Origin of the sequence: uncultured Campylobacter sp. (assembly GCF_938030145.1) — a bacterium.
Taxonomy (GTDB): domain Bacteria; phylum Campylobacterota; class Campylobacteria; order Campylobacterales; family Campylobacteraceae; genus Campylobacter_B.
The window spans coordinates 49,946-64,214 of the sequence record NZ_CALHGM010000044.1 but is presented as its reverse complement, the minus strand read 5'-3'; the positions used below and the strand labels follow the sequence as shown (position 1 = coordinate 64,214).

At 48.0% G+C, this 14,269-nt stretch carries 11 protein-coding genes; all 11 read right to left on the bottom strand.

Translation table 11 applies throughout. The features are described 5' to 3' along the window. Nucleotides 1-78: 78 nt before the first annotated feature. Nucleotides 79-678, bottom strand: coding sequence for a UDP-N-acetylbacillosamine N-acetyltransferase (gene pglD / locus Q0323_RS10075; protein WP_298054102.1), 600 nt, complete (start codon nt 676-678; stop codon nt 79-81). Beyond that, nucleotides 665-1,270 (bottom strand): undecaprenyl phosphate N,N'-diacetylbacillosamine 1-phosphate transferase, encoded by a 606-nt coding sequence (gene pglC / locus Q0323_RS10070; RefSeq protein WP_298054101.1) that lies wholly within the window; start codon nt 1,268-1,270, stop codon nt 665-667. The genes pglD and pglC overlap by 14 nt, the downstream gene beginning before the upstream one ends. After that, complete coding sequence (locus Q0323_RS10065; protein ID WP_298054099.1) at nt 1,263-2,390, bottom strand: glycosyltransferase family 4 protein; 1,128 nt, start codon at nt 2,388-2,390, stop codon at nt 1,263-1,265. The genes pglC and Q0323_RS10065 overlap by 8 nt, the downstream gene beginning before the upstream one ends. 72 nt (nt 2,391-2,462) lie before the next feature. After that, complete coding sequence (locus tag Q0323_RS10060; protein WP_298054097.1) at nt 2,463-5,243, bottom strand: STT3 domain-containing protein; 2,781 nt, start codon at nt 5,241-5,243, stop codon at nt 2,463-2,465. A gap of 2 nt (nt 5,244-5,245) precedes the next feature. Beyond that, the gene (locus tag Q0323_RS10055) at nt 5,246-6,364 is read right to left on the bottom strand and encodes a glycosyltransferase (protein ID WP_298054095.1); all 1,119 of its coding nucleotides are present in this window, start codon (nt 6,362-6,364) and stop codon (nt 5,246-5,248) included. 245 nt (nt 6,365-6,609) lie between these two features. Continuing rightward, the gene (locus Q0323_RS10050; RefSeq protein ID WP_298054093.1) at nt 6,610-7,653 is read right to left on the bottom strand and encodes a glycosyltransferase; all 1,044 of its coding nucleotides are present in this window, start codon (nt 7,651-7,653) and stop codon (nt 6,610-6,612) included. Then, nucleotides 7,650-8,915, bottom strand: a complete 1,266-nt coding sequence (locus tag Q0323_RS10045; RefSeq protein ID WP_298054091.1) for a glycosyltransferase — start codon at nt 8,913-8,915, stop codon at nt 7,650-7,652. The genes Q0323_RS10050 and Q0323_RS10045 overlap by 4 nt, the downstream gene beginning before the upstream one ends. Continuing rightward, the gene (locus Q0323_RS10040; protein WP_298054090.1) at nt 8,915-9,994 is read right to left on the bottom strand and encodes a glycosyltransferase family 4 protein; all 1,080 of its coding nucleotides are present in this window, start codon (nt 9,992-9,994) and stop codon (nt 8,915-8,917) included. The genes Q0323_RS10045 and Q0323_RS10040 overlap by 1 nt, the downstream gene beginning before the upstream one ends. A 1-nt stretch (nt 9,995) precedes the next feature. Then, the gene (locus tag Q0323_RS10035; RefSeq protein ID WP_298054089.1) at nt 9,996-11,057 is read right to left on the bottom strand and encodes a polysaccharide pyruvyl transferase family protein; all 1,062 of its coding nucleotides are present in this window, start codon (nt 11,055-11,057) and stop codon (nt 9,996-9,998) included. Further along, nucleotides 11,054-12,676 (bottom strand): Coenzyme F420 hydrogenase/dehydrogenase, beta subunit C-terminal domain, encoded by a 1,623-nt coding sequence (locus tag Q0323_RS10030; protein WP_298054088.1) that lies wholly within the window; start codon nt 12,674-12,676, stop codon nt 11,054-11,056. Before Q0323_RS10030 ends, Q0323_RS10035 begins: the two co-directional genes overlap by 4 nt. Beyond that, on the bottom strand, nt 12,673-14,211 hold the full coding sequence (locus tag Q0323_RS10025) for an oligosaccharide flippase family protein (protein WP_298054086.1): 1,539 nt from the start codon (nt 14,209-14,211) through the stop codon (nt 12,673-12,675). Before Q0323_RS10025 ends, Q0323_RS10030 begins: the two co-directional genes overlap by 4 nt. Nucleotides 14,212-14,269: the final 58 nt, after the last annotated feature.

The following is a 14,269-nucleotide window of genomic DNA, read 5'->3' as shown; positions in this document are numbered from 1 at the left end:
TCGCAAGGCTAAATTTAGCTTTCGGCATTAAATTTAAATGCTTGGATTTTATCACTTTTAATGCTATAAATTTTAAATTCAGCTATTTTTTTTAATCACGCGAGCTGGCACGCCTACGGCTACGCTGTCGCTAGCTATGTCGCACACCACCGCAGCGCCCGCGCCGATGATGCAGCACTGCCCGATACTTAGCCTCTGAATGACGCTGGTACCGATTCCAATGTGCGAAAACGCCCCAACCTTCACGCCGCCCGCAAGCGCCGCGTTTGGGCTAATGTGCGCAAACTCGCCGATCTCGCACTCATGCTCGATTACGACACCCGAATTGATTATCGCGCCGCGACCGATTTTAGCTCGCGCGTTTATCACGGCGCCGGGCATTACGACCGCGCCCTCGCCGATAGCAGCGCTTGGGCTAACGATGGCGCTTTGATGAATTAGCGTCGCTATCTCAAAACCTGCGTGCGCTACCCTCTCTTGTATCTTTGCGCGGGTTTTATTATCGCCGATTGCGATTATTACGGGGTGCTTCGGCAGATCCTCGCTAAATTTCAGCCCCGCTGCGTCGTCTAAAAAAATGACCTCGCTAAATTTAGCCCCGCGCGCGGCTAGCGCGACGTCTGCAACCACCAGTCCGTGTCCGCTCGCGCCGTAAATGTAAATTTTAGTTGTGCCCATTAAATTTCTCCGTCGTCGCCATGCCCTCTTTATTCACGCCCTCTTTTGCAAGCACCTTTTTTATCGTTAAAAGCGCAATCTTAAGATCGAGCGCAAAGCTTAAATTCTGCGCATAATACGTATCGAACTCAAATTTTTTCTCCCAGCTGATCGCGTTGCGTCCGTTTACCTGCGCAAGCCCCGTGATGCCCGGACGCACGCTGTGTCGCAGGCTCTGCTGCGGCGAATAAAGCGGCAGGTACTCGATCAGCAGCGGGCGCGGCCCGATGAAGCTCATATCGCCCTTTAGCACGTTGAAAAGCTGCGGCAACTCATCCAGGCTTAGCGCGCGGATCTTTTTGCCGTAATCGTTCAGCCGCTCTTCGTCTGGCAGAAGCTCGCCGTCCGCGCCGCGCTCGTCGCTCATCGTTTTAAATTTGTAAATTTTAAAAATTTGCTCATCAAGCCCAGGGCGAGATTGCGTAAAAATCGCGCTTTTGCTGATGTGCTTGCGGATCAAGAACCACGTAAGCGCCATCACGGGCGAAACCAAAATGATCAAAACCAAAGCCGCCGTAAAATCGAGCGCACGCTTTAAAAAACACCTATACATCGATAAATTTCCTATAAACCTCTAAATATTTTTCCGTGACGATCTTTTCGTCGTAATTTGCAAGCACCATCTCGCGTCCGTTTTGCCCGAGCCTCTCGCAAAGCGCAGCATCGTCCAATAAAATTTCGATCTTTCGCGCAAGATCATTCGCGTCGCGAGTGCGGCAGATTAAGCCGTTGACGCCATCTTGCACCGCCTCGACGCAGCCGCTGCAATCGCTTACCACGCAGGCTCGCGCCATGCTCATCGCCTCTAAAACAGTGCGCGGAAAGCCCTCCTTGTAGCTAGGAAGTGCCAGTAGGTAACTAGCCTTCAAAAGCTCAGGCACGTCGTTTCTGGCGCCTAGATAATGCACCGCACCGCTTTGCAAAAACGCAGGATCAGCGGTGCTTTTATTGCCCGCAAAGCCCTCGCCCACAAAGACAAATTTCGCATCCGATCGATCTTTTAAAATTTCTGCTGCTTCGTAGAATTCTCTCACGCCCTTATGCCACATCGCGCGAGCTATCATCAGTACGATCTTTTTGCCGTGCAAATCCTCGCCCAGATCCGCTGCACTAACGGTTTCGGGGTTGAACCTTTCAGCATTTACGCCTACACTTTTAATCCTTATGACCTTTTGCTTCGCAATAAGCCCGCGAGATAGCATATAATCAGGATCGGCATCGTTTACAAATACGCAAGCATCCGCCTGCGAAAATGAAAATTTATAAAGCTTCTCCAATACCACTCGCACGAGCCTTGTTTTAATATCTTCGTCGATATAAAAGCTGCCCAGCCCCTCGACTAAGTTTATCACATATTTTATACCCGCCTCTCGAGCCGCCAGCGTACCGAACACATTTGATTTATGCGCGGCTGTTTGCAGCAGGTCCAAATTTAGCTTCTTTAGCTCACGTGCAAGGGCTTTGGTGTTGCTAAATACGGTAAACGGATTTAAGCTCGCTCGATCAAGATCGTAAGTTACGGCATTAAAATCGCGTGCCAAATCCTGCGTATAAGCGCCGCGAGGAGCAATTGCAAAAACCTCGTGCCCGCGCTCTTTTAAAGCCTGCATTATCGGGCGGCGAAAGAAATGTAAGCTCATATCGGCATGGCTTAAAAACCCTATGCGAGCCATATGCTGCATTCCTTGTTTGGCGTTGCGAGATTAAATTTCATAAATTTCTCCTTAGCTTGCGGCAAAATTTATCTAGCGCTTTAATTTATAAACTTTCACAGCAGGGCTTAAGATCACAGGCTCGAATAGCTCGGGTCTATATCTTTCAAATACAAAAAGCTGAATGTAGCTTGAGTTTAGCATCGTCTTATCTAGCAGCAAAAATCGCCCGTAATCGCGCATGAAAACCACGTAAAATTGCGCGCTGCTGTCCATGTTAAGCTCCTTGACCGCCAGCTTGCCGCTCGCGTCGTAGCTCGTTTCATAAAAGGTATTGATCGCGAATTTTCTGCCGCTAAATTCTAAACTAAGCAAATTCGGAGAGATCGAAAAGCCGTTGTCCATATGCACGCCGCTTTGATCTTGAACGAACCTATCGCTCGTTATGAAAAACAGCTCGCCTAGCTGCTTGCCGTCAGTGATGTCGATGTTTGAAAACTGCGTAACGACGGGGAAGATATTCATCATGCGATCGGGCAGGATGTAGTAGATATCGCGCGTAGGCTTCGGCGGCTTAAAATCAGCCAGTCCCAAGCTTAAGATAAAATCATTTACATCAGTCGCGTTGTAGTCTTTTAAAATTTGCTTTAGCTTGTTTGGAATTTTTTCGCTATATCCGCGCTCGGTGTATTCGACATCCAGGCGCGCCATATTTGCGGAACTCATCTGATCTCTAAAAAGCGCGAAGCTAACGGGGAAATTATCGTTACCGAGGTGTTTGCCACCGTCGATGAGGGTCTTTACGTCGCTGTAATAGCGTATGCCGTAACCGTAGTCCCACCACGAAAGCGCGTAATCCTCGCGCTGCGCTTTATCTTTGAGCTCGTCAAACACCCGCACCTCGCTTTGATAAAAGACCGTATCGACCTTGTACGAGACGATGTGCTGCCATGCAGGATAGATCGCAAGTGCCGTCAAAATAAGCAGTATCGCGCGCCCTGCGATCTTTGGCAGATCCAAGCGCTTTACGCAAAAATACAAAATATATCCGAAACTTAGCCCCATCACGCCCACGGCGTAGATTGTAAATCTAAGGCCCGCTTTGTTCGCTGCAAAGCCCAAAAGCAGAAGCGGGATCGAGAGCAAAAATTCCTTGTGCCTAAAGCAAAGCACCGCATATCCGATCGCCGCGATCACAAAGACCGCGACGTGCGAGCTGATGCGCTCCATAAATACTTTAGTCGGCACGATGCCCGATTCTTGGATCGTTTGATTGACGTTGAAAAAATGAAATGCCGTATCGGCGTTGTCCGAAAAGGAGCGGAAGATATAAAATTTCGCCTGAAAGATGATCGGGCTAAGGCCTCCGTTTGCGATGAAAAACGCCACGGCAAAGCTGCCCAAAAGGGCTAGGGATTTAAAATTTAATAGCTTTCCTTTAAATGCAAAGAGCCAAAATAGCGTAAGCGAGATTAAAATTTTAGCTACCAAAGGCGTGGAGCAAAGCGCGATCAAAAAGATAATCATCGCTTCGTAATTCACCCTACTTTTTCGCTTAAAAATCAGCGTATAGGCGAAAAACATGGCGAGCATCATGGAATTTAACGAGAAGCTGGACGGATACCACCACATATAAAATATCGCAAATGCACCCAGCCAAAACAGCGTGCTGCGCGAGCCGCGCGTGCAAATGCGGATGAGCGCCCACAAAATACACATCGCAAACACGATATTTAGCATATCGGTATCGTAATACCCCGCCATAGTGCGGTTGTAGTAGCTATTCGCTACGCTCGCGACAAGCGCGCCGATGAAACCCGCACGCATGCAGCGAAACTCGCTTGAGATCAGCAAAATCGGCACTACGATGAGCGAGCTAAACAAAGCTGGCAGATAAACGAATATCGTCTCGATTTTAAAGGGTAAAATTTCAGCCAAAAACGCCGTCACAATCGAAAGCGGTGCACTAAAGTAGCTAAGATCGTTGGGCTGATGAAAGCCGGCGAGGCGATCGCGCGCGCCCTCTGCAAAGGCGTAGCCGTCGTTTGTGTTTATCATCAGCTCGCCATCCCAAAAAAAGTAGTTCACAAAACCGCTCGCCCAGTGCACCCACCACATGCGAAACGCCACGCTAAAGGCAAATGCAAACAAAATCATCAGCAAAATATGCTTTGAAAACTCATAATTTTTTATGAAGCCAAAAATTCTGCGCCTAGCAGGAAGCGCGCCAGCTGCCTGATTTTTAGAATTTTGGGAATTTTCTGCTGTAAAGCTTTTAGAATTATCAGAATTTATGCTGTTTGTAGAATTTAAAGCACTTGCAGAATTCGCATTTTTAAATTTAGCCAAATTAGCGGCTTTTGCGGAATTTTTATTTGTAGAGTTCGCAACGCCAGCGGAATTTTTATTTGTAGAATTTTTGCTCGTGGAATTTGCAGCGCCCTTTAAATTTGAGTTTGTAGAATTTGCGCCTGCGGAATTTTCAGAATTTACCGAGGTAGAATTTCGTCCGCTTGATTTTTTAGCCTTTTTGGATTTTTTTTGTGCTCGCATTTTTGCAGAAACAGCGCGCGTTTGATCGTCGCTTAAATTTTTAACGCCGGCGTGCGCGGAATTTTTGCTCGCAGAATTTTTTGCATCAAGCGCGGAATTTTTATCGCTCTGAGGCGCGGTATCCTCGCTACCCTTAAGCTCGGCATTTTCGCCGCTAAAATTCTCTCCGCCGCTTGCGGAATACTCTGCGTCAAAATTTCCCTCACTAGCAAAATTTTCGCTTAAGGCAGCTTTGTCGGCACCCATTGATTGCGCGCCTTTTTGATCGTCCGATCCTTCGTCGATCTCTCTGACGCTAAAAGCCTTTTTTTCTTCACCCACGCCTATTTTCCTTCGTCGATTTGTTCTATTTTTGGGATCAGCTCGCTTGCTATCCGTTTTTTATCGAAAAACGAGGCTCTAATTTTAGCCTTTTTCTCATAAAATTTTACATAATTTTCATCATCCAGTGCTTTTTGCATCGCCGCTTGAGTGCTTTCTAGATCGTTCACACCCACCAGCACGCCCCATTCGCTCTGCCCCATAAGCTCGCGCGCGCCGCTTTGATGATCGCTTGAAATCACGAGCTTGCCGCATGCAAGAGCTTCAATAAGCGCGTTTGAAAAGCCCTCAAAAAGGCTTACGAAGACAAACGCGTAGCATCTGGCCATATATTTATACGGATTTGCGTCAAAGCCCAAAAGCTTCACGCGACCGCCCAAGCCTAGCTCCTCTATCAGGGCCTCAAGCTCGGCTCGCAGCACGCCGTCGCCCAAGATCAGCAGGTCTTTGTCGTTATTTTTTAAATTTGCATACGCGCGGATCAAAAGCGCGTGGTTTTTACCCGCATCGAGCCTGCCGACGCTTAGGAAAAACGGCCGCTCCTGCGCGATAGGCTCCTGCGCTTTGCGACCGATCTCATCAAGATCGATCGCGTTGTATAGCACGCTCATCTTGCGCTCGTCAATTCCGAAATTATCCGCCAGATCGCGCAGATTTCCAAGCGAGTTTGGAAAGATAAAATCGGCCTTCGGATAGAGCTTGCGCAGCAAAAATTTTGAAATTTTGGATTTGAAGCTCGGCTCTTTATACAGCACCGACGGCGTCGAGCATTCGTTAAAAATCATCGCTCCGCGCAGTCCGTAAACTCGCGCCAGCGCCGCCACGTAACACGGGCGGTTCATCCAAACGAAGTGGATGTCGATACCTAGGCGCTCGCATAGTTTTTTGTATCTAAGCGCCAAAAACGGCAGTTTTGCGAGCTTCAGCAGTCCGTTTTCAAAAGGGGCTGATTTTTCGATGAAATGGATCTGCACGCCGCTTGGAATTTCATAAAAAATCCTCTCATTCATCAGCACTAGATGCACTTCGTAGCGCACCGTAAGCTCGCCTAAGAGGTTACTTACAACGCGCTCGGCGCCGCCGCCTCCCATCGAATAGATAAAAACGCTTAATTTCTTCATCCCTTTACCTTTTAAATTTCTGCCGCGCTATAAATTTAAGCTTTGCTCGCGCCTTTTTATGCGAGCATACGCCGCGCCGTTTAAATTTAGCGCATTTTGCGCCGTGCGCCGATCGGCTAAATTTCATCGCACAACGCGTCTTTATAAATTTAAACGCGCCGATACGCTCGGGCGCAAACGTTATCTTAGCACACCGAAGTTTAAATTTAATCCCTGCGCGCCACTAGAGCATCGATAAGCGCCCGCTATTTGCGCGCAAACTGATCGATCAAGCCCTGCCAGAGCTCGACTATGCGCTCTTGCGAAAACTCGTCTAAATTCTCATTTGCATTTTGCACGAGCTTATTTTGCAGCGCCTCATCGCGCATCAAATTTTCAAGCTTGCTCGCAAGTTCATTCGCATCGCCGCATTTAAATAAAATGCCGCTAAAGCCGTCCTTTATGAGCTCTTTTGCGCCCGCCGTGTCGCTGCTAAGCCGTGCGCAGCCGTAAAACGCGGACTCGATCAGCACGTTCGGAAGCCCCTCGCTAAGCGAGCTAAGCACAAAAATTTTGGCTTCTTTATACAGCTCGCTCACATCCTGCTTGTGCCCTAAAAATCGCACTTCAAGCCCGAGCCGCGCCACGAGCTCGCGCAAGCTTTCGCACAATGAGCCGTCCCCCGCGATTAAAATTTCCCACTTCGCAAGCAGGCTTTTATCGATCCTGCTTAGCGCGTCAAAGTAAATTTCATACCCCTTTACGGGCTCGAGCCTGCCGACGCTTAAGATCACGTTTCGCTTGGCGCCTTTGGTATCGCAAATATCGCCGAAAAAGGGGTTATGCACGACGAAGCAGTTTTTGACAAATCGCGAATAGTACTCAAAGTCCGAACACGTAAGCACCGTAAGCGCGTCCGCTTTTTTATAGCACAGATCGCGCACGCGGCTAAAAAGCCCGCTTCGCAGATAATCGTGCGCGTTGTGCTCGGTCGCGATGAGCGGGATGCCTAGCCCGAAGCTTGCGATCACGCACGCTACATTCGTCCAGTCCATAAAGCTGATGATGACGCTTGGGCGCTCGCGCTTGAAACACTCGCGCAAAATTCTGTATTTATCGAACCTGCCGCCGTTTTTATAAACATCCAGATGCAAAAATTTTATCTTTTCGCTAAATTTATACCTGCCCTCGTCGTTTTCCAAAATCGCGATCATAACGTCGTTTGCGCGCGCAAAATAATTCGCCAAAACCTGAAGCACGCGCTCGGCGCCGCCGTTTCTAAGAGCCGCGATGACGAATAAAATTTTCATTTTAGCTTCCGATAAATTTTATAAAATAGCCACAAAAGCGCGGGGCTAGCGTAAAACAAAACCATCATCAGCGTCTGCGTGCGGCTTGCATGCGCTGCGAAAAATCCAAAATCCAACCGCTCGCGCACCAAAGCGTGCAGTGAGCGGATCTGATCCGCAGCTTCTGCAGCGCTTAAAGGCGAGCGGGGATCTGCGATCTTTCTTTGCGACGCGGAATTTTGCTCGGAATTTCGCATATGATTTTGCTTGGCGGAATTTTTAAATGCGGAATTTTTACCGCATGCGCAAGATAAACTATCAGCATCGCGCAAATCCGCTTCGTTTGCCAAGCTGCATGTATTAGCCTCGGAAGGAGAAGTCGCATCCCCATCCGAACTTGCAGGATCAAAGCTCGATTTGATAATTAAAAACGCCGTATTCAGCGCGGATTCGCAGCGAGTGAAATTAGCCTCACGCGCCAAGCTCGGATAATTCGCAGCGATCGCCTCAGTATAGCGGCGCACCGCAGCGATGACCGCAAGATGCCTGCGCGCGAATGAGTTTACGGTAGAGCCCGCCCTTACGCGATAAAAATATAAAATTTCATCCGTGCACGCCGTAATAGAAGCGTTAAAAATATCAAAAAATATCGCCACATCCTCATAGATCTGCCCCGTAGGAAAGCGCAAAGCAGTGAAAATTTCGCGAGTAAACAGCGCGCGCCAAACCGCGGTGCTAAAATACGGATCCTGCGTGCAGCTGCGTTTAAAAAGCTCTTGCGGCGATATTTTGTATTCGCCTGCGTTGGCATTCGAATTTGCAGCTCCTCCTGGATCGCTAATCTCTTTAGAATTTTGATTTTCTTTAGAATTTAAAGCCGCCTTGAAATTATTTATTTCGCTCTCGTCGCTAAATGCTGTGTAGCCGCACATAGCTATTTTGGTGCAAAATTTCTGCGTCAGGCGAAAAAGCGTCTCAATCAAATCAAGGCTTATCAAGTCGTCGCTGTCTACGAAACTGATAAACTCCCCGCGAGCGACATCCAAAGCAGCGTTTCGCGCGCTAGCCTGTCCGCCGTTTGGTTTATGCAGCACGCACACACGGGGATCGCGCGCAGCGTATTCGTCGCAAATCGCCTCGCTACCATCATTTGAGCCATCATCTACGAGTAAAATTTCTAAATTCGTATAGGTCTGCGCCGTGATACGCTCCACGCAAGCGCGCAGGAATTCTTTGACATTATAAACGGGGATGATGACCGAGATTAAGGGATTTTCGCTCATTATTCCTCCCTGTGTATCGTAGCGGCTATGAAATCCAGCCAGCGTCGCCCGATCGTTTCAATTTTAAAGCTCTCCTCGCGCTTGGAGGCGTTTTGCACGAGCCGCTCGCGCAGCTTTTCGTCACTCATTAGAATTTCAAGCTTTTTTGCGATGCTCGCGCTATCGCCTACAGGGCACAAAAACCCATCCACGCCGTCGCTTATAAGTTCGCTAGGACCTGCGATGCAATCTGTAGAAATTCTAGCGGTGCCGAAAAATATACTCTCCATCAAAATATTACAAAAGCCCTCCATCTTGGAGGTTACGACTACGATTTTAGCGCGTTCATATAAGCTTTCGATATCGCGCACAAAGCCGATAAACTGCACGTTTAAGCGCAGCTTCGCAGCTAGGCTTTCAAGGCTCTTTCGCTCCTCTCCGTCGCCTGCGATCACCACCTTCCACTCTTTTAAAAGATTGAAATCTATAAGCGCAAGCGCCTTAAGAAGGACATCAAAGCCCTTATAGACATTGAGCCGGCCGGCTGCTAGGATGATATTTTCTTTAGGCGGGCGAGCATCTTTAGCATGGCTAATCTCAAACATCGGATTAGGCATAATCACGCGATTTTGCACATATGTGTAATGATCCAGATCGAATTTACTAAGCACACTAAGACCTGCAGCTCGCGGATAAAAGATCCGCTTTAGCGCGCGCCAAATCGGACTTTTTAAAAAGCGATGATTGGTGTGTTCGGAGACGATGATTTTCTGCCCGACTCCTAGATTTGCGATCAGCGTAAGGACATTGGTATTATCTAAAAACGAGATTACTACGTCAAATTTACGACTTTTTAGAAGCCTATGCAAGGCTAAAATTTTATCGTAGCGCTTTTTTATATTGCCAAATACTCCTAAATCGCCTACTCCTAAATCCAAGCTAATAAGCTCGATCTTAGGATCTAGCGCGTAAAACGGCTCATCTGCGTCAAATTTTATCACACAGACTTCATTCTCGCGGCAGAAAAAATTTGCCAGCACGCTTAGCACGCGCTCGGCACCGCCCTTGCCTAAAGCAGAAATTACCATAGCTATTTTCATTTTATGAGCCTAAACTTGTTTTTAAAAATTTCATCGAGTCCTCTCTTTTACGGCGCAACGCCTCATTTACGCCATCCCAATCGATAGTCGCGTCCAAGCGCGCGTCTTTGGGATCTTGCAAAGCCCTATTTTCAAGCCCGAATAAGCCCAAAAGCGAGCTAAAGCGCGACGCGCCGCGACTAGCGTTAACGAGCACAAAAAACGGCTTATTAAAGATTATAGAAAATACGCAGCCGTGAAATGAGTCGGTTAGCACAAACTCCGCGCCTGCAATAGCGCTTAGCCACGCTTTTATGCCGATGCGGTTGCCGCGGTCGTTCACCTCATCTATCTCTAGTCCGCTTTGCTTCTTTAGTAGCTCTATCGCCGCTTCTGAGCGAGGCGATGGATCTAGGATATAGGCAAAGCCCTTGCGCTTTGGCGCATGGCTTAAAAATTTATCGTAAATCTCTTTGTTAGCCAAAAGCGTAGGATCCAGTACCCAGTGCGCATCTACGCCAAAGCATTCGCGTGCAAGCTTTACACCATCACGCTCGCGCACCGAAATAGCTTTAAATTTAGCCAAATTTGCAGCGTGAGCTTTTAAATCTGCGGGATTTTTAAGCCCACAGAGCCTATCTCCGCCGAAGCTTGCAGCATAGGCGATCCGCGTGCAGTTAGGCGGCAAAAATCCAAGGCTAAAGCAATCTGCAAAATCCGCAAAATAGCTAGGGCGAAAAACCTGATCGCTTCCTAAAATCACCGCTTCAAAGCGTTCTTTCTCGCACAGCGCCTTTAAATCCGCAGGCGTGCAAACAGGCGCGGTTAAAGGGATATTTTCCGCTACAAACTCGCTAGTATCGCGCTCGTAAGAGGGATTAAATTTCGCGCCGCAAAGCTCCTTTTTAAGCGCGCATGCCACTAAAAATTTAATATACGCAATCGATAGTTTACTTCTTTGCAGGCGCAAGTTTATGAGCCACGGCTCATGCCCTAGCCTCACTAGCACGCGGCTTAGCGCGTAAGCTTGTAAAATTCCGCCGTAATTATTTACTAGCGGCAGGGTAAAAATCCCGATCTTCATGCAAACTTCCTATAAATTTTATATGCCGCGATCTTTGGTAGCGCCAAAAGCGCTAGCGCTTTATTCGCAGCGGCAATTTTTTTAAGCCTAGCAGCGATGAAATCATCGCAATCAAAATGCGTAGCGCTATATCGCTGGATCTGAAGCTTCTGGCGCAAGATGTAACGCTTAAGCGGATTTTTCGCGCCGTAGAAAATTTCGTTTTTGCACTTTACCTGGCTTTGTTGCGAGCGCTGTACCTCTGCTGCGGATATCCGCTCGCAAAAAATCGCCTCGCGTGCCTGCTTCGTAGGCTGCGAAAACAGCGCGTCGATCTGAGCTGCGCGCGTAATTACGAGCGATGTGCCGCGCCACTCGCTTATTTCGCTTTGCAGCCACGCATCCATCAGCACAACGTCGGCGCATTTGGCAAAAACGTCGGTGCAAGCATTGCATGCAAGCGGCGTAAAAGCGCGCGAACTCCAGTAGGCAAAGGCGCTACTGCTGCGATCGTCTATCGCCTCGCTGCCGTCTGTAGCGCGGAATTTAAAACCAAAGCTCATCGCGCTTTTGCCCGCGATTTTATATCTGTAATTAACTGCCGCGAGCTGCTTACGCTCTTTAAACGCAAGATCTGCCAGCTTATGCGTGAAACCAGCACCCTTGCCCTGTCCGCAAACCAGCCCGACAATAAAGCTTATGCGGGATTTAAGGCGCGGATTTTTACTCGCAGCAAGCTTTAAAGCCTTAGCAAAGCACGGCAGCGCGCTGATCGCGTATCTGCCCTCGCGGCGCGACATCTCCTTTAGCACTGCTTCAAGCGTGAGCGGATAGTAAGCGGACGAGCGCGCACGAGTAAGCTCATCGGCATTTTTTATCACGCTAAATTTAAATAATGGCACGGAATTTTTGCCCGCATAATTTCGCGCGTTTTTGGAATTCTCGCAAACAAAATCCTGCGCTGATACGGAATTTTCACAAGAAGCTTTAGAATTCTGTGCGAAATTTTCATTTGTAAAATTCTGCACGGAATTCTGCGTAAAATTTTCGCAAAAGGAATTTTGCGCACTCGTGAAATTTATAGAATCATCGTCCGCCAAATTCTGCGTTAAATTCGGAATTGCGGAATTCTGTTCGGAATTTTTGGTTGCGGAATTTTGCAAATTCTGTGGCTGCGCTAAATTATTGCAGGCAGAAAAATCACGCTTGGAATTTTGGGCTATAAAATCCCCCTCGTCCGCAGGCACAGCGCAAATCGCGTAATCAATGAGCCCGCGCGCAAAAAGCTCGCGAAAAATATAATCTCCCGCGCCGCCGCTTGCACTGCTTAGGCGCTGCGCTTCATCTTTTTTGTAGAATTTGTAAGTGGCTAAAAACCTACCAAAATCAGGGCTAAAGCTTTCCAGCTCTGAGTATGATTTAGAATTTAGCTCATTTTCAAGCGTATCTTTTTCGTAAAACGGGCAGACTTTTAGACAAATATCGCATTTGTCGCGACACCCTTCGCCCTCCTCGGGCGCGTAAAATCCATTGCCCCCAAGCCGCATTTTTAGCACGATAAAAGGGCAGCTGCTCGCGCAGACGCCGCAGCCGATACAGCGGTCTTTCGTAACCACTTCGCTAATTACATTGAAGCTCAAGCCCGCCTCCTTATCTTAGCCGTAATGCCGCCAAAAATCGCGCGCTCATAGTCGTTCATCGCCCAAAAATACGCGCTTAGCACAAACATAGCCGAATAAAGCCCGCCGCAAATTAGCAAAAAGCTCACTCCGTGCAAGCCTAATGCGTAATTTATCGCTAGGCTTGCTGCGATTGCGGGAGCAAATTTTACTACCATCGCGCCGATATTTCGCCAAAATTTAGCGATGTCAAGTCCGATTACACGAGCATAGTAGATATTCATCACGCAGATATTTAACAAGGTGATCGCAAAAGCCGTGCCGCACGCAGCGCCCACGCCTCCGTAAGCCTTAGCTAGCGGGATAGAAATAGCGATGTTTACGAGCGTGACGCAAAACGCGGCGATTGAGCGAAATTTGACTTTGTTTTTTGCCTGAAGCACAGCTAGGCCTAAATTTTGAATCAACGGCACGCTTACTGGAAGCACCAAAATAAGCGCGATTGCGTATGAAATTTCATAATTTGCGCCAGCCCATAGCACGATAAACTCTCGCCCAAAAATCACCAAAAGCGACGCAATAAAAAATATCACGTAAAATTGCAGCCTGCCTATTTTGATAAATTCCGCGCTAAGCTCGGAATCGGTGTAGTTCGCAGAGACCATTTTGGCGATTTTAGGAAGCATTACGCCGCTAATGGTGAGCGAAAGCGTGACGAAAGTGGCATTTATCGTGCTTGCTACGGCATACGTGGAGACCGCCGTAGCGCCTGCAACCGCGCCTAAGATAAAATTATCGACGTTCCAGTTTACTTGATCGACTACGATGCCTAAAAATATAAAAAACGAGTAGCCAAAAATTTGCTTAAGCGTGGAGGCGTCAAAATTTCGCACGCTTATCACGGGCGAGACTTTGCGCTTGCAGTAGATGAAATCTGCCGCGACGCAGATTAAATTTACCACCGTAGCGATGATTACGATCGCGATAGCCTTATATCCCAAAAGTAGCGCAGGCACCGCAGCTAGCGGCAGAGCGATCGTACGAAAGATCCCAACTAGCTTGATAAATACGAAATTCTCATGCGCCGTAAGGATCGACGAATAGATGCTAAAAGGAAAGCTAATCGCTAAATTTACAGTTAGTAGCATTAGCATAATGCGAATTTCGCCCATCTCACTAGCGCTTAGCTTAGCGCCAAAAATCGCGTGCAGATTGGCTAGCAGCGCAGCTCCTGCAAGCACGATCACCGCGCTCATTGCTAAATACACGCTAAAAATCGTGCCGTGCAGCTTATGCATGCGCTCCACTTCGCCGCTTGAGACGTATTTGGCGGTATAGACCGTCACGGCGTTGCCAAAGCCTAAATCCAAAATCGCTAAATAGCCAATAACGCTGCTAGCTAAAGAATACAGCCCAAACTCGCTCTGCCCCAGCGCCCGCAGAAAAAACGGCGTATAAACCAAAGTAAGTATCGTAGAAACAAAGATATTTACATACGATAGCACGACGCCGAGCTTACGCTGCGCGGCTTCGGGGGCGTTTAGAATTTTAAGCAAACAAGGCTTCCTTTTGCTCGCCGCTATTAAACACGGCAGAGTAAAATTTTAAAATTTC